Here is a 20,309-nt window from a genome sequence, read left to right on the forward strand (position 1 = left end):
TCTCACCGCTGAAGGGCGGTGTAATGATCGAGATATGGCCGGGTGACCCCTATCCCCTCGGGGCCACCTATGACGGTGCGGGGACCAACTTCGCGCTCTTTACCGAGGCCGCGGAGCGGGTCGAGCTGTGCCTGTTCGACGATGACAACCAGGAGACCAGGGTCCCGTTCACCGAGTGTGAGGGATACGTCTGGCACGGTTACCTGCCGGGCGTCGGCCCCGGGCAGCGGTACGGCTATCGCGTGCACGGCCCGTACGACCCGGGGCGCGGCCTCCGGTGCAACCCCGCCAAGCTCCTGCTCGACCCCTACGCCAAGGCGGTGGAGGGGGACGTGAACTGGGACGAGGCGGCCTACGGCTACCGCTTCGGGCAGCCGGACAGCCGTAACGACACCGACTCGGCCCCGTTCGTCCCCCGCTCCATCGTGATCAATCCGTTCTTCGGATGGGGGCACGACCGCCCTCCGGCGACGCCGTACCACGACACAGTGATCTACGAGGCCCACGTCAAGGGCCTGACGATCAACCATCCGAAGATCCCCGAGCGGATCCGCGGCACCTACGCGGCCATCGGCCATCCGGAGATCATCGATCACCTGACCGGGCTCGGCGTGACGGCGATCGAGCTCATGCCGGTGCACCAGTTCGTCACCGACCACGTCCTCAGCGAGCGGGGGCTGACGAACTACTGGGGCTACAACAGCATCGGGTTCTTCGCCCCGCACAACGCCTATTCGAGCACCGGCCAGCGCGGCGGGCAGGTGCTGGAGTTCAAGGCCATGGTCAAGGCGCTGCACGAGGCGAACATCGAGGTCATCCTCGACGTGGTCTACAACCACACCGCCGAGGGCAACCACCTGGGCCCCACGCTGAGCATGCGGGGGATCGACAACGCCGACTACTACCGGCTGGTCGAGAACGACAAGCGCTACTACATGGACACCACGGGGACCGGCAACAGCCTGTTCATGCGCTCCCCGCACGTGCTTCAGATGATCATGGACTCGCTCCGCTACTGGGTCATCGAGATGCACGTGGACGGCTTCCGGTTCGACCTGGCGGCGACGCTGGCGAGGGAGCTGCACGAGGTGGACCGGCTGAGCGCCTTCTTCGACCTGGTCCAGCAGGACCCGGTGCTGTCGCAGGTCAAGCTGATAGCCGAGCCGTGGGACGTCGGCCCCGGCGGCTACCAGGTGGGCAACTTCCCCGCCCGGTGGACCGAGTGGAACGGCATGTACCGCGACACGATCCGCGACCTGTGGCGGGGCGAGCCGGCCTCGCTCCCGGAGTTCGCCTCCCGGCTGACCGGCTCCAGCGACCTCTACCAGGACGACAGCCGCCGCCCGGCCGCCTCGATCAACTTCGTCACCTGCCACGACGGCTTCACCCTCCAGGACCTCGTCTCCTACAACGGCAAGCACAACGAGGCCAACGGCGAGCACAACCGGGACGGCACCGACGACAACCGCTCCTGGAACTGCGGGGCGGAGGGGCCCGCCTCGCTCGCGATCGAGTCGCTGCGCGAGCAGCAGAAGCGCAACTTCCTGACCACCCTGTTCCTGTCCCAGGGCGTGCCGATGATCTCCCACGGCGACGAGCTGGGACGCACCCAGCAGGGCAACAACAACGTCTACTGCCAGGACAACGAGCTGAGCTGGGTGGACTGGTCCGACGTCCGGGAGAACTGGCTGCTGCTGGAGTTCACCCGGCGGCTGGCCAAGCTCCGTTCCGACCACCCGGTCTTCCGGCGGCGCCGGTTCTTCTACGGCCGGCCGGTGCGGGGCTCGGAGGACAACCTCAGCGACATCGCCTGGTTCACCCCGCAGGGGGAGAAGATGACCGACGCCGACTGGAACGTGGGCTACGCCAAGTCGCTGGCCGTCTTCCTGAACGGCGACGCCATCACCGAGCCGGACCGCCGGGGACGGCAGATCACCGACGACTCGTTCCTGCTGCTGTTCAACGCCCACCACGACGTCATCAAATTCACGATTCCCAAGGACTACGGCGAGATGTGGCTGACGGAGATCGACACGGCGATGCCGATCACAGTGGACACCCGGATCTGCCGGGCGGGTGAGGACGTGCCGGTGGTCGGCAGGTCGGTAAGGGTGTTGCGGCGTGTCTGAGCGATTCGTGGATCCGATCTCGACCTACCGGATCCAGCTGACTCCCGACTTCGGCTTCGCCGAGGTGGCCGCGCTCGCCCCCTACCTGAAGGACCTGGGGATCAGCCACGTCTACCTGTCGCCGATCCTGCAGGCGGTGCCGGAGTCGCGGCACGGCTACGACGTGACCGACCACTCCCGGATCCGCGCGGAGTTCGGCGGCGTCGAGGGCCTGCGGGCACTGTCGGCGACGCTGGCCGAGCACGGGCTGGGGATCGTCGTGGACATCGTGCCCAACCACATGACGGTCCCGGTGCCCGAGTCCGGCAACGCGCCGCTGTGGTCGGTCCTCAAGGACGGGCAGGCGTCGCCGTACGCGCCGTGGTTCGACATCGAGTGGACCGGCGGCAAGGTGAGCATGCCGGTGCTCGGCGACGACACCGAGCCGGTGGTGGACGGCGACGTGCTGCGCTACCACGACCACGAGTTCCCCTTTCCCGACACCTGCTACCGGCTGGTCGACTGGCGCGAGGGCCCCGGCTACCGGCGTTTCTTCGACGTGTCCTCCCTGATCGGGCTGCGGGTGGAAGACCCGGAGGTGTTCGACGCCACCCACGAGGTGATCCTGGGGTTGATCGAGGAGGGGGTCGTGCACGGCCTGCGGGTCGACCACCCCGACGGGCTGGCCGAGCCGCGCGGCTACCTGTCCCGGCTCCGCGAGGCCTCGGGCGTGTGGACCGTGGCGGAGAAGATCCTCGTCGGCTCCGAGCAGCTGCCCGCCGACTGGGACTGCGACGGCACCACCGGCTACGAGGTGCTCAACCGGATCACCCGGCTGTTCGTGGACCCCGCCGGGGGCAAGCCGCTGCTGGAGCTGTTCGTCACCCGGACCGGGATGCCGTCCGACTACGCCACGGTGGTGCGCCAGTCCAAGCGGGAGGTCCTCGACCTGTTCTTCAGCGCCGAGGTCGACCGGCTGAACGCCGTCGTCGGCTCCGACCGCGAGACGCTGGTGGAGCTGCTCGCCGCGATGCCGGTCTACCGGGCCTACGCGGTGCCGGGAGAGCCGGTGCCCGAGATCTCGGCCTCGATCGTCGAGGCGGCCGGGCGGGTCGCCGCGGCCCGGCTGCCCGAGGGCGCCCCGGTCGCGGAGGTCGTCGACCGGGTGCTGCGCGGCCCGGCGGAGGCCGTCACCCGGTTCCAGCAGACCTGCGGGCCGGTGATGGCCAAGGGGGTGGAGGACACCGCGCTCTACCGGTGGTATCCGCTGGCGTGCCTGAACGAGGTGGGCGGGGAGCCGGACCACTTCGAGGGGACACCGGGCGAGTTCCACACGTTCGCCCGGGAGATGTCGCCGACCGCGATGACGACGCTGTCCACCCACGACACCAAGCGCTCCGAGGACGTCCGCGCCCGGCTGGCCGTGCTGTCGGAGCTGCCCGGGGAGTGGGCGGCGGCGGTGGGGGAGTGGTCCTCGAAGGTCTCCTTCGACCCGGCGCTCGACTACCTGGCCTGGCAGAACCTGATGGCCGCCTGGCCCATCGGCCCGGACAGGTTCTTCGACTACCTGTTCAAGGCGGCGCGCGAGGCCAAGACCTCGATCTCCTGGGCCGCCCCCGACCCCGCCTACGAGGCCGGCATCCGCGACTTCGTCAGCCGGGCGATCGACGAGTGCGGCGCCTCGGTCGCGGAGTTCGCCGCCGGGATCGAGCCCTACGCCCGGTCCAACTCGCTGGGCCAGAAGCTCGTCCAGCTCATGCTGCCGGGCGTGCCCGACCTCTACTGGGGCAACGAGATCACCGACTTCTCCCTGGTGGACCCGGACAACCGCCGCCCGGTCGACTTCCCGCTCCGCCGCGGGATGCTCGCCGGGGAGGGCGGATCCCCGTGGGACGAGGCCAAGCTGCTGGTCACCGTCCAGGCGCTGAACCTGCGGCGGCGGCTCGACCCGGCCGCGCCGTACGTCCCGCTGGAGGCGGGCGAGCACGTGATCGCCTTCGCCCGCGGGGAGCGGGCAGTGACGGTGGCCACCCGGCTGCCGGCCGGGCTGGCGCGGCGCGGCGGCTGGGGGAGCGAGACGATCACGCTTCCGCACGGCGCCTGGCGCGACCTGCTGACCGGCGCCGAGCATACCGGCCGGATCCCGCTGGCCCACCTGCTGTCGACCTACCCCGTCGCGCTTCTGGAAAGGGAGTAGCCCATGTTCGAGGTCTGGGCGCCGCAGGCGACGGCGGTCGATGTGGAGATCGGGGAGATCCGCCATCCGATGGCCGCCGGGACGGGCGGCTGGTGGTCGGCGGAGGTGCCGGGGGCAGGTCACGGGACCGACTACAGGTTCCGGGTGGACGGCGGCGAGCCGCTGCCGGACCCCCGGACCCGGTGGCAGCCCGAGGGGATCTTCGGGCCGAGCCGGGTCTACGAGCACGACCGGTACGTCTGGGGTGACGGGCTGTGGCGCGGGCGCGACCTGCCGGGGTCGGTGATCTACGAGCTGCACGTCGGCACCTTCACCCCCGCCGGGACCTTCGACGCGGCGATCGGGAAGCTTGAGCACCTCGCCGGGCTCGGCGTCGACTTCGTCGAGGTCATGCCGGTGCCGCCGGTGCCGGGGGAGCGCAACTGGGGCTACGACGGGGTGGACCTGTGGGCCGTCACCGAGAACTACGACGGCCCCGACGGTCTCAAGCGCTTCGTGGACGCCTGCCACCGGCAGGGCATCGGCGTCATCCTCGACGTCGTCTACAACCATCTCGGCCCGTCGGGGAACTTCCTGGCCCCGTTCGGCCCCTACTTCCACTCCAGCGCCTCCTCCTTCTGGGGGCAGGCGGTCAACCTGGACGGCCCCGGCTCCGACGAGGTGCGCCGCTACTTCATCGGCAACGCGCTGCAGTGGCTGCGCGACTACCACATCGACGGCCTGCGGCTGGACGCCGTGCACGCGCTGCACGACAGGCGGGCCGTGCACCTGCTGGAGGAGATGGCCGCGGAGGTGGAGGCGCTGTCGGCGGCCGTGGGCAGGCCGCTGACGCTCATCGCCGAGTCCGACCTCAACGACCCCCGGCTGGTGACCCCGCGCGAGGCCGGCGGGTACGGCCTGGCCGCGGCCTGGAACGACGACGTCCACCACGCCCTGCACGTGGCGGTGACCGGGGAGCGGCACGGCTACTACGACGACTTCGCCGGAGCGCTGCCCAAGGTCCTCGCCTCGGCCTACTACCACGACGGCACCTACTCGGCCTTCCGGGGGCGCTCCCACGGCCGTCCGGCCCGTCACGTGCCCGGCTACCGGTTCGTCTGCGCCGCGCAGAACCACGACCAGATCGGCAACCGTGCTGAGGGCGACCGGATGGCGCCGGAGGCGCTGCGGCTGGCCGCCGGGCTGCTGCTCACCTCGCCGTTCACCCCCATGCTGTTCATGGGGGAGGAGTGGGGAGCGCGCACGCCGTTCCTGTTCTTCACCGACCACGTCGAGCCGCAGCTCCGCGAGGGCGAGGCGGACCGGCGGCGGCGGGAGTTCGTCGGCTTCGGCTACGACGACTGGGCCGAGAAGGCGCCGGACCCGGGGGAGGAGCTGACGTTCCTGCGCTCCAAGCTCGACTGGAGCGAGCTCGACGACGACGCCCACCGGGTCCATCTCGACTGGTACCGGGCCCTGATCGCGCTGCGCCGCGCGCATCCGGACCTGTCGGACCCGAGGCTCGACCGGGTCCGGGCCGAGCACGACGGCTCCTGGCTGGTGGTCCACCGGGGGGCGTTCCGGGTGGCCGTCAACTTCGGCGCCACGCCGGTCTCCCTCGACCTCACGGCCCCGGCCCAGGTCGTGCTCGCCTCCGACCCCGGCGTCCACCTGGACTCCGGCCTCACCCTCCCGGCCCGTTCCCTGGCGGTGCTCCGCCTCGCCGGGACCTGATCAGTCCCGGCCGTCCGGCCCGGAGCCGCGCTCGGCGTCGATCGCACCGAGTTCGGCCCGGATCGCGGCCTCCCTCCTGGCGTCCAGGATTCCGGCCCGGCGGGAGGCGGCCGTCATGTGCTCCCGGACCTTGAGCTCGGCCTGGTGGGCGTGGACCTCGTCGGCGTCCCGCCGCACGCGCTTGCCGCGGTCCAGGTCGACCGTGTGGGCCTCCTCCCGGTCGGAGAGCTGCTCGGCCAGCCGCCGGTCGTAGGAGGTGGGCCGGCTCAGCAGCTTGGTCAGCACCGGGGAGCAGTCGATCAGCAGGAACAGCAGCGTCAGGAAGGTGTGGGCGAGCAGGATCGAGTCCTTCTCGGCGGAGAGCGCCGCCAGCGTCTCCATCCGCTCCAGCAGCCCGGGACTGTCCGGGCGCGCCTCGTCCTGTCTGCGCACCTCGCTGTCGATCGCCTCGGCGACCTGCGCCTCGTACTTCATGCCGGAGACCCGCTCGGTGCCGGAGAGCTCGATGATCTGAGCGTCCAGGCCGGCCATGCCCGTGGAGAGCTGCCCGATGTTGCTGGTGTTCCGGTAGTCGTTCACGTCGGCGCGGAGCCTCTGGCAGTTCACCCCCTCGCCCGCCCGGCCGGTCCGCCCGGCACCGGAGGTGCCGTTGCACTCCAGGTCGGCGGCGCGCTGCTTGCGGGCCAGGATCCGCTGCTTGGCGTTGAACTCCCTGGAGAGCTTCGCGCGGGTCGCCTCCAGCGCCTTGCGCGCATCCGTGTCGTTGGGCTTGGGCAGGTTGAGCCTGAACTCCCGGCACTTCACCGGGTCGGCGGCGGGCTCTCCGGCCTTCGGGTAGCAGGAGGCGTAGTCGCTGCGCAGGGTCTTGTCGGCCTCCTGGTAGTCCTGCTCGATCCGCTGCAGGATCGCCGACTCGAAGATCCTGATCGTCAGCGGCTCGGCGATGATCACACCGACCACCACGGCGATCAGCAGGCGGGGCAGCAGCATTCTCCGGCGCCCCCGGCCGATCACGCCGTTGGTGCTGATGACCAGCCAGCTGTCGAGGATCCCGATGAGCACGCCCCAGATGAGGGCGATCAGGACCACCACCGGCCATGGCGCGTCGAAGACCGACCGGAGCGCGTAGCCCATCGACATCGCCGCCATCACCGCGGTGGCCACCACCAGCGCGCCCTGGCGGGTGTAGCGGGGCCGCTCCTCCGGCACCCGGGTGAGCAGCACCTCGTCGATCCCGACGACGGAGCGGAGCAGGCGGCCGGGGCTCCACGCGCTCCGCGGGCGGTAGCCGTCCCGCGGGTCCCGCGGAGGCGTCTCGTCGGCCGGCCCGGTGGTCTGGCCCACCGTCTCAATCGCCAATGTCTTCCTCCTTCAGCCGGGCGGGACGGTCGTTCTCCGCGTACCGGCGCTCCTGCGGGGCGGGGGGGTCCTGGAGCGCGGGCCGGGCGTCGTCGCGGGTGATCTCCGTGCGCCTCTCGTGCTGCAGGGGACGCCTGCGGCTGGTGAGCTCGTCGGCCAGTCTCTGCACATGCTCGACCATGGAGCCCTGGTCGGTGTGCCCGCGCTCGACGAGGATCCGGACGAGCTCAAGCTGGGCGGCGGCCTCCCTGTCCTCGATCTCCTCCGCGCGCCGCCGCGCCTCGGCCTCCGCCAGGATTTTCCTGTCCTCCAGCTCCTGGGCCCGGCGCCGCGCCTCGGCCTCCGCCAGGGCTTTCCTGTCCTCCAGCTCCTGGGCCCGGCGCCGTGCCTCGGCCTCCGCCCCGGCCTCGGCCGTGATCTTCCTGTCCTCGATCTCCTGCGCCCGCTGCCTGGCCTCGGCCTGCAGCCTCCGGTCCCACTGGAGCCCGTCGCGGTTGTCGTCGCGCTCCCACCCGGCCCGGGTGACCTCCCAGTCCCGGCCCCACTGGCTCTGCTCCCGTTCCGTCTCGCGCCTCCACCGGAGATCCTTTTCTTCCTTCTCCCGCCGCAGCCGTTCGCGCTCGTCGGAGCGGGCAAGGTGATCGCCGGCGCTCAGGCCGCCCTGGACCCGGGTCATCGCCTCGATCTTGTCGGGGTCGGTGCCCACGGCCTCGTGCAGGCGCAGGCCCTCGTCGATGTCGAAGGTGCGCTGCCGGTAGTCGCGCCGCCGCTTCTCCTCGGCCTCGTCGTACTGCATCTTCCAGCCGAACTCCCGCTCGACGATCTGCCGTTCCTGGTCGAAGGCGGTCTTCTGCCGGTGCAGCCGTTCCTGGAGTTCGATCCGCTGCGTCTCCAGCTCCTGCTGGAGCCTCTCGATGTGGGACTGGGCCGCGATGTTCTCCTCTTCGAGGGCGCGCTCCTTCTCCCGCTGCCTGCGGAGGCTCTCGTCCCGGCGCTGCTCCTCCATGATCTCGGCGGGGGTGAGCACCTCCACCGCCGTCAGCTCGACCATCATGCCCGTGAAGACCGGCGGCCTGGTCCTGGCGTAGGTGTCCAGCGCCGACCTGAACCGCCGGTGCGCCTCCCGGACCGCCTCGATGCCGTACTCCATGCCGAGGTGCTGGATCCCGTCGCAGCTCTTGACGTAGGTGAGCAGGGCCTCCCGGATGTCCCGGCGGCCGCCCTCGGCGATCCGCAGCGGGTCGCGGACGGTGCACGCGAACGTCGCCCTCAGCGTGAAGTCCTGCAGGCCGCCTTCCGAGGGCACCTGCATCTCCAGGATGACGGGCCGCTCCCTGGTCATGTCGACGACGCAGTAGCTCGTGGCGGCCGCCAGGTCCTGGTCGCGGTCCTTGGGGGTGCCGTCGTCGGCGCGTACGAGCCTCCTGCCGACCCGCAGGACGACGACCTCGTGCGGGAGGGGGTAGGGCACGGCGCCCGCCTTGCGCTGGACCGGGCCCCTTCTCCAGAACCGGCCGCGGCCGGCGCCGGGCGCGAGCGTGTCCAGAGCGGTGATCGGATAGCCGGCCTGCTCCGGAGGGGACGGCGACGGTTCGGTGACGATCGGCTGGGTCATCGGCTCTCCACGGGGTGCGGTCGGGAGTTCGGCGTGAAGATCGAAAGCAGGATGCTGAGGAGCAGCCGGCCGCTGCTCTGCGGATCCCTGCGGCGGTTCACGTAGCGCTCGAACTCGCTTCTGAACGGTCCGTGCTCATGGTCCGGAAGGCTGGCGGCCAGGGCCTCGGCCAGCGGGCGCAGGCGCTCCTCCGGCGACGGACTGAGAACGCTCATGGCATGCAGGACGTCGTAAAGGGCTTCGAAGGCGGCGGCGCGGGCCGGCCGGTTGACGATGGCGGTGCTCCAGATCTTCGCGAACGGTCCCAGGAGCGTGCCGGGCATCAGCAGGTGGCGGGCGGCGGCCGGATGCCCCGTCGTCCCGTCCCTGATCGAGAGTACGGCGAGGGCCACGTTCAGCGTGCGCAGCAGCTGGGGGCTGCCGGGACGCGGATGCTGTCTCAGCCGCATCTCCAGGTCGTCCAGCACCACCCTGGCATCGCGGGCCGCGCCCGACACGAGCGTGGCGTAGAGCCGGGCCACCGCCTCCCGCCCCTCGTAGGGCGGCCCGTTCTCCATGAGGTGCCACAGCTGGCTCAGGGCCTCGGCGGGGTAACGTACCCCGAGCTCCCCGCAGAAGGCCTCGGCGGCCGCCAGCCTGCGCAGGGCGATCCCGCTCCGGGACCACCGGATCGCCGTGCGCAGGGCCAGGGGCGCGGTCGTGTCCTCCACGCACATGCACCACAGGACGTAGATGGCCGTGTCCCAGGAGCGCGGGCCGTACTCGCCGGCCGACCAGGGCTGCAGGAACACCTCGCGTACGGCGTCGAAGGAGTCGTGCCCGCACAGCAGCGCCAGCCCGGCCGCGATCTGGAGGCGCGTCTCGGGCCCCGAGGCCTGGACGGTCTCCAGCAGCCAGGCGAAGACCGGGGCCCAGAAGCGGTCGTCGAACTGCGCGCACAGCTCGGCGGCGACGTGCCTGCGGTGGCCGTACTCCCGGAAGACCAGGCAGCGCCGCGGCGGGCCGGGGATGTCGACGTCCATCTCGGTCACCAGATACTCGATCTTGATGAGCGAGTCGCCGTCGCGCCGCGGGCGACGGGCGGCGAGGACGCCGGCGCGGACGGCCGGCGCCTCCGGCTCCTCGGCGACGGGGGCCGTCCGTTCCCTGAGCCGGGCCAGATGGGCCTCGAAACGGCGCTCGGGCATGCCGACCATGAAGAGCAGCGCGGTGACCTCCAGGATCTCGTCGTCGGTCCGCCTGCCGTCCTCGAACCAGGCCACCACCCGGCCGGTCAGGTCAAGGCCGCCGCGCGCCTCCTCCAGGGACGTGCCCCCCGCCAGCTGTACGGCGAACCGCACCACGTCGCCGAGGTCGTGGGCGGAGGTGATCTCCTGTGTGGCGGCGGTGACCCGCGCGGGGTCGACGCCGTGCGCGAGAAGGACGTCCCGGTGAGCGGGCTGGCTCCAGCCGATGTGCGGTATGGCCCCGGACCGCGTGTCGGTGAGGGGCGTCACGACCGTGAGGACCAGGTAGGCCCCCGCCTCCTGCACCCGCCGCGCGATCTCGCCCAGCGTGAAGTCCGCCAGTTCGGTCTGCTCGCCGGAGCTCACCAGCCCGCAGGCCAGGTAGCCGGCGCCCTCGGTGTAGTCGCGTTCGGCGAGCCAGCCGAGCGGATCCGCCGGTGACAGCGTCACCAGCGGGCCGCCGGCGACCGTGTGGAGCAGGTTGATGGCGGAGGTGCGCTTGCCCAGGCCCGCGGCGCCGTACAGCGCGACCACGTGGTTGCCGCGCAGCTCGGACAGGGCGTGCGCGTGCGGTGCCGGTGGCGCGTAGCGGTGCACGGCGGAGTCGATGTCGGCGGGTGAGACCTTGCCCGAGGCGCGGCGGCTCTGCGTCCGGGCGCCGTCACCGGAGATCCCGACGGTGCCGCCGTGGGTGTGGACGCTTCCCAGGAAGGTCTGGAACACCGTCTGGTCGATCCGGCCCTCCGGCGCCGGACGGGCGGCCCCGCCTCCGGCCCCGCCGTCCGGTTCTCCGTCCTCCGGGCCGGCGCCGGGCGCTCCTCCGTCCGGCGGGGCGTCGGAGGCGGGCGCTCCGCTGTCGGCTGCTCTGTCGTCCGGCCCCTCGTCTTCGGGGGCGGATGGATCCGGTGTGCTCAAGACATCCTCAGGCTGTCCGGGGCGGACATGTTCGTCGTTCTCAGGGACATTCCTGGGAACGGTGGAGAAAGTCAGCCGTTCGAGATTCCGATGGTGCCGCCCTGGGTGTGGACGGTGCCGTAGAACGTGTTGACGACGACCGGGGACGCCTGGGCCTCCTCGTGAGGCCGCGCGGCGGCCTGTCCCGGCGGGCCGCCGTGTCCCCGGGAGCCGCGTTCCGGGGAGCCATGAGGGGAGAGGCCGCCGCGGGGAACGTGGATCCATGCCCGCGCGGTGAGCTCCTTGACCTGGACGGTCACCTCGTGGAAGTCGTCGTCGCGCCAGGTGGTGAGACGGCCGGCGATGGTGCCGCGGTAGATCTCGTCGGAGACGATGAGCGCGAGGTCGGCCGGCTCGGCGGCGGCGATCGCCTCGCGGAGCGGGGCGCAGTCCACCATCCTGCCGACGGCGACCGCCGCCGCTCCGGCGATGCCGTTGTCGGCCGGGCTGATCACACCGACGTGGATGGCGACGCGCAGCCTTATCCGGGTGGACGGCAGGACCCCCGCGTTGTGGTGGCCGAGCGCGCTGTCGAGCTGGCGCACGAAGTCGTCCACGACCCTCTGCTCGGGTTCGCGGCCGGGGAGGATGGCGAACTCGCCGTCACCGGAGCTCTGGGTGAACCACTTCTTCCTGTTCAGCCCGGCGTTTTCGGCGGCCTCGTCCAGCAGGTGGATGAAGTTCCGCTGAGCGGCGCGCTGGTCCCGGTCGTCACGCGTCCCGTAACTGACGATGTCGGTCTTGATAAGCAGCCGACGTCTGTGGTTTTTCGACAAATCGGATGCCCCTCCTGAGGGGAATCATGGAGTTGAAGGGAGTAGTTTGCCATATTCGATGGTGGAAGAAACCGTTCTCGTACGGAATTGTGGGTCACCATCGGATGCCGCTTGCGGTTCAGCCCTCAGGGTGTTTTTGACGCATATCTTCATATTTGCGAAGTGCGTCAAGGTTGAGAACGGTCACTCCCCGGTATCCTCCGCGGATCAGCCCCTGTGCCTTCAGCCGGGCCACCGCCTTGCCGATCGCGTCCGGGCCGGCGGCTATGAGCCGTCCCAGCTCGGCCTGGGACATGGGGACCCCCAGCAGGTGGCCGTCCCGGTCGCGGGAGCCGTGACGGTCGACCAGCTCCACCAGCACCCGGGCGAGGCGCTCGGCCACGGTGCCCTCGGCGAGGTCCAGCCGGCGGCGGTTGGCCCAGTCGAGCCGCTGGGCCACCATCCGGGCGATCGCGCGTCCGGCGGAGGGGTGGCGGTCCATGAAGGCGGCGAACCGCTCCTCCGAGAGGACGTGAACCAGGCTGTAGGAGCAGACGGTGACGGTGGCCGTACGGGGTTCGTCGCGCAGCGCCGCGAGTTCGCCGACGAGCTCGCCGGAGAGGCGGATGCCGAGCAGCGCCTCGGTGCCGGACTCCGAGGCCAGGGTGACCTTCGCGCATGCCGGCCGGTCCGGGCCGGCCGCCTCGAGGAGATAGACCCGGCGGTCGCCGCGCTCCCCCTGGCGGATCAGGACCGTGTCCGGAGCGCACCGCCGTACGGTGCCGAGAGCGAGGAGCGCCTTGCCGGCCGCGGCGTCCAGGTCCGTCATCAGCGTGTTCGGCGCCCAGTGCCCGGGAGCGTGGCCTGTGGACGCGCTCTGGTGCACGCGACCTCCTCCCGGGAGTTCCTGTCGAGTCATGCCGCAGGGGGAATCTAGCGGTGGACGCGCCCCGGCGGAAGCCGGGCGGGTGCCGGAGGGAGAGCGGGCTCCCCGTCGCCGGTACGGGACAGGGGGCCCGGGGTCACCGGTGCGGGGGGTGCGGGCTCACCGGTATGGGCTCACCGGTATGGGCTCACTGGTATGGGCTCACCGGTATGGGCTCACTGGTACTGGGAGAGGATCCCGGCGGCGGCGACCAGCCCCGCGCCCGCCGTCGCCGTGTAGAAGGACTGCTGAACGCGCCGGTGTTTCACCCAGGCGATCCGGCTCATGTTCACTATCTGGCGGCACAGGTTCGGCAGCGGATCGGTCCTGCTCAGCTCGTTCACCAGATCTCCCGGCTGCCAGTGCTGCAGATGGCCGAAGTAGATGAAGTTCCTCTCGGCCTCCGCTTTCACGTATCCGGTCCGTATCCGGGGCGCGACCACGGATATCGACATGAGGACGGAGAGCGCGAGGGCGGCCACTCCCAGCCAGAAGGGAACGGCCGTCCACCATTCGTGCAGATTGGAGAACCTCCGTCCCGCTCCGGAAAGGCCGAGGATGGTGGCGAGCACTATCGATTCCATCGTCAGGGCGAAAGACGCCTTGCTGTCGACTTTTCCGGTCCAGTCACTGAGGGACTGGTGAATCTTCCAGGCGTTCTCTACGGGATCGTGTTTGGCCATGCTCTCCGCGCCCCTCCTGAATGTGCACGACGGAGTTCTGATCTTCGATCCCGCGGCCCGTGTGTTCAAGCGGTGGGAGCCCGTTCCCGTGGCCGCCCCGCATCGATATGGCCGCGTTCCGGAGGGACGAGGCGCGGAGAGAGGCGCGGAGAAGGGGGAGGCAAGGAGGGGCAGGAGGGGAGGAGGGGAGGAGGGAAGGAGGGGCAGGAGGGGAGGAGGGCAGGCGGGGCAGGCGGGGAGGGCGGGCGCGGCGCCGGGGCCGGAGGCCTAAACGGGGACGTGGTTGCGGAGGCGGAGCTCCTCCGGATACGGCGAGAAGTACGTCTGGTCCCGGAGATACTCCGCGGACTCGCCCCGCGCGTGGTGCCGGAGCAGGGTGACCGGGACGCTGAGCGCCACCTGGCCGGCCTGGTAGGAGGCGATGACCTCGGCCAGATCGGCCCGCTGGGTCCGGTCCAGCGACTCGCTCACCATGCCCATGCAGTGCTGGAGCACGTTGACGTGGCGGCCGATGCCGGCCTTCCTGGCGAAGGCCCCGCCGAACACGTGGACGTAGTCGGCGCCCAGCTCCTCGCGGGCGCGCAGGCCCGCCCGGGCCACCACCCGGCCGGCCTCGCGGTAGAGGGCGGGGTCGTGGGCCAGCATCTGCATCTTGTGCCGGGAGTGGAAGGCGACCAGGTCGCGTGCGTGCCAGTCGCTCTCCATCAGCGCGCGCAGCCGGGCGTGCGCGAAGATCCGCTCCACGAAGGTCTCGCGGAGCAGCGCGTCGTTCAGCCGTCCCTCGTCCTCCACCGGCAGCAGCGGGTGCGCGTCGAGGATCCGGCCCGCGAACACGCCCCTGCCCCTGCGGTCCACAGCCATGTCGCCCGCGTAGACCGGGATGCCGTGGATCCCGCAGCTGGGGCTCCTGGACTTGAAGACGTAGCCGTCCACGTCGAGGGTGCGCGCCCGCCCGGCGGCCAGGGAGGTCATCTCGCCGGTGAGGTCCACCCCGGTCTTCCTGGTGACCAGCCGCGGTCCTTCCGGAGAGCGTTCGAGGCGGAGGGTCTCGCGCGGGGTGCCGAGGCCGATCTCCATCTCCGGGCAGATGCGCACCCAGTCGACGTAGGGGTCCAGCTCCCCGCTGAGGAACCTGTCGCGGCTGTGGCCGCCGTTGAAGCGCACCGGCTCGCCCATCAGGCAGCTCGACACGGCGACCCTGGGCCGGACGTGGCCGCCGGCCTGGCCGCTCATGCCGCGACCGGGGTGAGGATGTCCGACAGGCGGCGCAGGCCGCGGGCCGTACGGGCCTTGACGGTGCCCAGCGGCACGCTCAGCTTCTCGGCGATCTCCCGCTGGGTCAGCTCGCCGTAGTAGGCCAGCTCGATGGCCTGGCGCTGGGGGGCGGGGAGCTCCGCCAGCGCCCGCTGGACCTGGTCGCGCTCGGCCAGGCCGTCTCCGTGGGTCCGGCCGTCCGCGCCGGCCGGATCGGCCACCACGTCCAGCGGCACCGTCTGCGGCGTGCGCGCCCGCAGGTGGTCCACCGCCCGGTTGTGCGCGATGCCGATCAGCCACGCCGGGAGGCTGCGCGCCGGGTCGAAGCGGTGCCGGGAACGCCACACCTCGGCGAACACGACCTGCTGCAGGTCCTCGATCTCCTGCGGGGGGACGAACCGCCGCAGGTAGGAGCGGACCAGAGATCCATGGGCGTGGAAACAGTCGGCCAGCGCCGCGTCGTCGCCGCCGGCGAGCCGGATGTTCAGGTTGTCTTCCATGGTGGCTCCCCTTGCCGAGAAAACCTATTCAAAACTTATTCATACTCGCCCGCCCTGTTGATCGCAACTCTGGGTATGGGCCCGTGGTGTCCGAGAGGGTGGGGCGGCCGGCGGCCGGCGGGCGGGGATGGGGATGCGGTGCGGCTGTGTGGGTCGGCGTGTCCGCGAGATCCGATGCGGCTGGGGGCGTGTCCGCGAGATCCGGTGCGGCTGTGGTGGGGGAGGCGTGTCCGCGAGATTTGCTGGCGCGGAGGGGTCAGTGCAGCGCGGCGCTGATCCGGGTGAGGGCGTCACGGAAGGAGGTGACGTGCGGAACCGACGGCGGGAGCCCCTCCCACCAGCCGCCGCCGCCGGCGATGACGCGGCTCGCCGGGCGCAGCAGGGGCAGCGAGGCCAGCGGTGCGGGGTCGCCGGTCGCGGAGATCTGGGACCAGACGAAGACCGCCGCCGGGCCGAGGCGGCGCATCGCGTCGGCCAGGGCCGGATAGGGGGTCCGCGCGCCGAGCACCCGCGTCTCCACGTGGTGGTCGGTGGTCAGCACGGCGGCGAGGGCGTAGACCGGCAGGCTGTGCTGCTCGTCCTCGGCGCAGGCCAGCAGCACCGGCCGCTCGTTGACCGGACGGGCCGGGCGCTCGACGAGCCGGGTCAGGGCGGCCAGCACCCGGTCGGAGAACAGGTGCTCGACCTCGATGCTCGCGCCGGTCTCGGCCTGGCGCCGGCAGATCGTCTCGAAAACCGGAAGCACCAGATTTTCCCAGGTCCACATGACCCCGTGCCTGGCCAGCGCCGCGCCGATCCAGTCGGCCACGGCCTGGCTGTCCAGCGCGACCGCCGCCCGCGCCAGCATCGCCGCAGTCGGGATCTCCGGCCGCGTCTCGGCAGGGGCGGGCGGGAACGTCTCCCGGCCGGGATCCGGCGGGAAGGGCGGGAGCGCGTGCCGGTCCGTACGGCCGGGCGGGACGGGCATCGGCCCGCCACCCGCACGTTCCGCCACCCGGTCCGTGCGGCCGGGCGGGACGGACGCCGGCGCGCCGGCGCGCCCCTCCACGGGGACGACCGCGGCCCGCAGGACCTCCCGCGCCGCGTCGGCGGCCGGCATCCCGGCCCTGATCAGCCGGTTCATCTCCTCAAGCCGCCGCAGGTCGCCCGCGTCGTAGCGGCGGTGCCCGCCCGGGCTGCGGCGGCTCGGCCCGATCCCGTAGCGCAGGTTCCAGGTGCGCAGGGTGGGGGCGGGCACGCCGAGCCGCCGGGCGACGGCCCCTATGCCGTAACCCGGCTCCTCCTCTGCGGTCACCTGACCCCGCTCGTCCATCCTCGGCTCACCCCATGCCCACGATCGCCCTACCAGCCTGCCAGGCAGTACGGGTGGTTCCTCCCTCTGAACCCTTCTTTCGGGCGGCGGGTGCCGGCGGATGCAACCGCCGGCGCCGCGATCTCGAACCACCCGGTGATGGATACCGTCATTGTGCTGTTCAATCGCGATCTCCGGGTGCACGACCACCCGGCGCTGGCAGCCGCGTGCGCGGACGCGTGGCGCGTGGTGCCCCTGTTCGTGATCGACCCCGGCGTGCCCGGGGGGCACCGGGCCGGCTTCCTGGCCGAGTCCCTCGACGACCTGCGCGGGTCGCTCCGGGAGCGGGGCGGTGACCTGGTGGTGCGCCAGGGTGACCCGGTGGCCGAGACGCTCCGGCTCGCCCGCGAGCTCCCGGCCCAGGCCGTCTACGTCAGCGCCGACGTCAGCGCGCTCGCGCAGCGCAGGGAGCGGCGGCTCGCCGAGGAGTGCGAGCGGCACCGGATGGAGTTCCGCGCCTTCCCCGGCGTGACGATCGTGCCGCCGGACGCGCTCAGGCCCTCCGGCGGCGGCGACCACTACCGGGTCTTCACGCCCTACTGGCGGGTCTGGAGCGGGCAGCGGCGCCGGGAGGTGCTGGGAGCCCCCGCAAAAGTGCGTATCCCCGAGGGGCTGGAGGCCGGTCCGCTGCCGGTGGCCGGGCACGAGCCCCACGGGCTGTTCAGGGGCGGCGAGACGGTGGCGCGCGAGCGCATGAGGCAGTGGCTGAAATACTGCGTCGAGGACTACGCCGACGGCCACGACGACCTCGCCGGGAACCGCACCTCCAAGCTCAGTCCCTACCTTCGCTTCGGCTGCCTGTCGCCGCTGGAGCTGGAGTCGCTTTCGGAGAACGGCGACGACTTCGTCAGGCAGCTCTGCTGGCGTGACTTCTTCCACCAGGTGACGCGTGCCTTCCCGCGCATCAACCGCGACGACTACCGCCCGCAGGGGCAGGAGTGGCGCGACGACGAGGACGCGGCACAGGCCTGGAAGGAGGGCAGGACCGGGGTGCCGATCGTGGACGCGGGCATGCGGCAGTTGCTCGCCGAGGGGTGGATGCACAACCGGGCCCGCATGGTGACGTCGTCGTTCCTGGTCAGGCGGTTGCGGGTGGACTGGCGGGTGGGAGCCGAGCACTTCTTCGACCTGTTGCTCGACGGCGACGTGTCCAACAACTACGGCAACTGGCAGTGGGTGGCCGGGACCGGCAACGACACCCGGCCCAACCGGATCGTCAATCCCGTACGGCAGGCGAGACGGTTCGACCCGGAGGGCGAGTACATCCGGCGCTACCTGCCCGAGCTGGACGCCGTCCCGGTAAAGATGATCTACGAGCCGTGGCGCATGTCCACGGGGATCAGGGGCTATCCCGCCCCGCTGGTCTCGATGGACTGACGGGTCCATCCTCGGAGGGGCAGAAGGCTCCGCCTCCTCGCGCTGACAGGGGGCTGTCGCGGGGGTGCGTGTGACCCGCCGCCCACGGGAGAGATGGGCGGCGGGTCGGCCACGGCGGTGGTGCGGGATCCGCGAGTAGCGTGTGCTCCGGCCACTGCGGAGGACCTGGAGGCGCTGGAGACCGATGCGCCGGCCGGTTCCGGGGTCTGGGGAACATCGGACTGGATCGTGCGCTAAGCCATGTCCGGGCAGGTCAGCGCTGCAGGACGCCTCCTCGGGTGGTGGCTTGGAACCGCCATAGACTTGGAGACCTGGGGGGACCCGGGGACCGGACCGGGGACCGGGAAATCGCTACCCCAGGAGGACGCCATGCGGCAGACAGAACTGATCGGCGAATCGGCGGAGTACCTCGCGGCCCGCAAGGAACTGCGCTTGGCCGAGATCGACCTCATGCGCCACCGTGAGAAGGTCGCGGCCCAGCGGCGGGCACTCCCGCAGGGGCCGCCCGTCGACGACTACGTCTTCATCGAGGGCCCCGCCGACCTCGACGCGGGCGACGCGCCGATCCGCGAGGTCTCCCTCAGTGGGCTCTTCACCGCGCCGGACCGCCCGCTGATCGTCTACCACCTCATGTACGGCAAGCTGCAGACCGACCCGTGCCCCATGTGCACCCTGTGGATCGACGGCTTCAACGGCATCGCCCACCACATCACCCAGAACGCCGACTTCGCCATCGCCGCTGCCGCCGACCCGCCCGCCCTGCGGCAGCACGCCCGCAACCGCGGCTGGCACCGGCTGCGGCTGCTGAGCTGCGGCGACAGCACCTTCAAGTACGACCTCGGCAGCGAGGACAAGGACGGCGAACAGGACTCCACCATCTCCGTCTTCACCCGCGACGGCGACGGCGCGGTCCGCCACTTCTACTCCACCCACCCTCGCATGGCCGACGACATCGACCAGCGCGGCATCGACCTCCTCGCCCCCGTCTGGCACCTCCTCGACCTCACCCCTAACGGCCGGGGCGACTGGTTCCCGAGCCTCGACTACTGACCTTCGACCACCGACCCCGGCATGATCGCGCCGGCCGGCAGCACAGCCGTCAGCGCGGACACGACCGGGGCCTTCTTCGCCAGAACCAGGCCCTCCACTCGGATCGGCGTCACCAGGGGAACGGCCCCGCCCCACCTTCACCGTCCCCGCGGACGCCTCCCCAGAGGAGATTCATCGTCTGGGGATGCTGCACGCCCTGCCAGGACCGCAGGAAGAGGCCCTCCGCTCGGGTCCGTGCGACGAGCCCCAAGGTAGAACGTCTGTACAGGTCAGGTCGGACCCAGCGCGGCCGGCGCCCTGGCGCCTCGCCGGATGGGAGCTGAAAACCGTGCATAGATCCAGGTCCAGTAATCAGCCACCTCATTCAGCCCGTCACCAATACGTTGTGCTACAAATCAATTACTGAAAGCGACCCGGTGGGAACTAAGGGGTAGTCATGTCTGATGGCAACACGACACCAGGCGCAGGGCCGGCCGACGTGGGGCAGTACGAGGCTCGGCCCAACGAGGTGATCCGCGCCGCTCGCAACGCTTCACAGGCGCTCGAGTTCATCCGGACCACCGAGGGACACCTGAACGAGCTGACCAACGTCCTGCAACGGATGCGTGTCCTGTCGATCCAGAGCGCGAACGGCACCTACTCGGAGGAGGACCGCTCTGTCGTCCAGATAGAGGTCGATCAACTCACGGACGAGATCAGCCGGGTCGCCGATCAGATGAACTTCAACAAGATGCGCATGCTGACGGATGCCTCGGCCGCGGCTAACGTCCGCGCGGCCGACGAGCTGGGCATGACCCCCGCCAAGATCAATACCCCGCCTTCCCTGGCGAACGCCCAAGGGGCGTGGACGCTGCGCGTGCACGCGGGGGCGAACACCAACGAAGCGCTGGCGGTGAACATCTTCGCGGCCAATGTGGCGAACCTGTTCACCGCGGAAGGCGCCCCACTCGACAGCAAGGTGGCGCTGACCGCCAAGGGACCCGCCCCCGTCGGTGGCAAGCCCGCGAAACCGGTCAACGTCATGACAGCGAGCGACGCGAACGCCCGCATCGCCAAGATCGACATCGCGATCAAAGCGGTCACCGACCAGAAATCGGACTTGAACACCCTCCGCGATCACCTGGAAGGTCAGGCTCGGGACGCTCACTAGCCGGGCCAGAAGTGCCCAACAAGAGCCTTGGCCCCAGGGCAGGACCGCTCAGACTTGTTCATGAGCCTTCGGGCTGAAAACCCGGGCGTTCC

The 20,309-nt window shown here is 71.0% G+C and carries 15 protein-coding genes; 6 read left to right on the forward strand and 9 right to left on the reverse strand.

Annotated features, from left to right (window positions below; genetic code table 11):
• The first annotated feature begins 23 nt into the window (after nt 1-23).
• The 3 genes from glgX to treZ are packed head-to-tail and all read left to right on the forward strand — an operon-like array spanning nt 24 to nt 6,018.
• Nucleotides 24-2,129, forward strand: a complete 2,106-nt coding sequence (gene glgX / locus SROS_RS07690; RefSeq protein ID WP_012888338.1) for a glycogen debranching protein GlgX — start codon at nt 24-26, stop codon at nt 2,127-2,129.
• The gene (treY, locus tag SROS_RS07695; protein ID WP_012888339.1) at nt 2,122-4,305 is read left to right on the forward strand and encodes a malto-oligosyltrehalose synthase; all 2,184 of its coding nucleotides are present in this window, start codon (nt 2,122-2,124) and stop codon (nt 4,303-4,305) included. Before glgX ends, treY begins: the two co-directional genes overlap by 8 nt.
• 3 nt (nt 4,306-4,308) lie before the next feature.
• Complete coding sequence (treZ, locus tag SROS_RS07700) at nt 4,309-6,018, forward strand: malto-oligosyltrehalose trehalohydrolase (RefSeq protein ID WP_012888340.1); 1,710 nt, start codon at nt 4,309-4,311, stop codon at nt 6,016-6,018.
• Here the strand turns inward: treZ and SROS_RS07705 are convergent, their stop codons facing one another.
• The 9 genes from SROS_RS07705 to SROS_RS07745 all read right to left on the reverse strand — a co-directional run bounded on the left by SROS_RS07705 (nt 6,019) and on the right by SROS_RS07745 (nt 16,601).
• Complete coding sequence (locus SROS_RS07705) at nt 6,019-7,377, reverse strand: DUF4407 domain-containing protein (protein ID WP_012888341.1); 1,359 nt, start codon at nt 7,375-7,377, stop codon at nt 6,019-6,021.
• Nucleotides 7,367-8,992, reverse strand: a complete 1,626-nt coding sequence (locus SROS_RS51615; protein ID WP_012888342.1) for a hypothetical protein — start codon at nt 8,990-8,992, stop codon at nt 7,367-7,369. Before SROS_RS51615 ends, SROS_RS07705 begins: the two co-directional genes overlap by 11 nt.
• Nucleotides 8,989-11,133 (reverse strand): hypothetical protein, encoded by a 2,145-nt coding sequence (locus SROS_RS07715; RefSeq protein WP_012888343.1) that lies wholly within the window; start codon nt 11,131-11,133, stop codon nt 8,989-8,991. Before SROS_RS07715 ends, SROS_RS51615 begins: the two co-directional genes overlap by 4 nt.
• Nucleotides 11,134-11,204: 71 nt before the next feature.
• The gene (locus SROS_RS07720) at nt 11,205-11,948 is read right to left on the reverse strand and encodes a hypothetical protein (protein WP_012888344.1); all 744 of its coding nucleotides are present in this window, start codon (nt 11,946-11,948) and stop codon (nt 11,205-11,207) included.
• A 118-nt stretch (nt 11,949-12,066) separates the two neighbouring features.
• The gene (locus tag SROS_RS07725) at nt 12,067-12,813 is read right to left on the reverse strand and encodes a Crp/Fnr family transcriptional regulator (RefSeq protein ID WP_012888345.1); all 747 of its coding nucleotides are present in this window, start codon (nt 12,811-12,813) and stop codon (nt 12,067-12,069) included.
• 215 nt (nt 12,814-13,028) lie between these two features.
• The gene (locus tag SROS_RS07730; protein WP_012888346.1) at nt 13,029-13,535 is read right to left on the reverse strand and encodes a Pycsar system effector family protein; all 507 of its coding nucleotides are present in this window, start codon (nt 13,533-13,535) and stop codon (nt 13,029-13,031) included.
• A gap of 267 nt (nt 13,536-13,802) precedes the next feature.
• On the reverse strand, nt 13,803-14,768 hold the full coding sequence (locus SROS_RS07735) for a YbgA family protein (protein ID WP_012888347.1): 966 nt from the start codon (nt 14,766-14,768) through the stop codon (nt 13,803-13,805).
• Complete coding sequence (locus SROS_RS07740; RefSeq protein ID WP_012888348.1) at nt 14,765-15,289, reverse strand: RNA polymerase sigma factor; 525 nt, start codon at nt 15,287-15,289, stop codon at nt 14,765-14,767. Before SROS_RS07740 ends, SROS_RS07735 begins: the two co-directional genes overlap by 4 nt.
• Before the next feature lie 256 nt (nt 15,290-15,545).
• Nucleotides 15,546-16,601, reverse strand: coding sequence for a MerR family transcriptional regulator (locus SROS_RS07745; RefSeq protein ID WP_012888349.1), 1,056 nt, complete (start codon nt 16,599-16,601; stop codon nt 15,546-15,548).
• Between the two features lie 138 nt (nt 16,602-16,739).
• Between SROS_RS07745 and SROS_RS07750 the strand changes: the two genes are divergently transcribed.
• The 3 genes from SROS_RS07750 (at nt 16,740) to SROS_RS07760 (ending at nt 20,217) form a co-directional block, all read left to right on the forward strand.
• The gene (locus tag SROS_RS07750) at nt 16,740-18,017 is read left to right on the forward strand and encodes a cryptochrome/photolyase family protein (protein ID WP_012888350.1); all 1,278 of its coding nucleotides are present in this window, start codon (nt 16,740-16,742) and stop codon (nt 18,015-18,017) included.
• A gap of 369 nt (nt 18,018-18,386) precedes the next feature.
• Nucleotides 18,387-19,067: a DUF899 family protein gene (locus tag SROS_RS07755; protein WP_012888351.1), complete on the forward strand. Its 681-nt coding sequence runs from the start codon at nt 18,387-18,389 to the stop codon at nt 19,065-19,067.
• A gap of 436 nt (nt 19,068-19,503) precedes the next feature.
• The gene (locus SROS_RS07760; protein ID WP_012888352.1) at nt 19,504-20,217 is read left to right on the forward strand and encodes a flagellin N-terminal helical domain-containing protein; all 714 of its coding nucleotides are present in this window, start codon (nt 19,504-19,506) and stop codon (nt 20,215-20,217) included.
• Nucleotides 20,218-20,309: the final 92 nt, after the last annotated feature.

This window comes from Streptosporangium roseum DSM 43021 (assembly GCF_000024865.1).
Taxonomy (GTDB): Bacteria; Actinomycetota; Actinomycetes; order Streptosporangiales; family Streptosporangiaceae; genus Streptosporangium; species Streptosporangium roseum.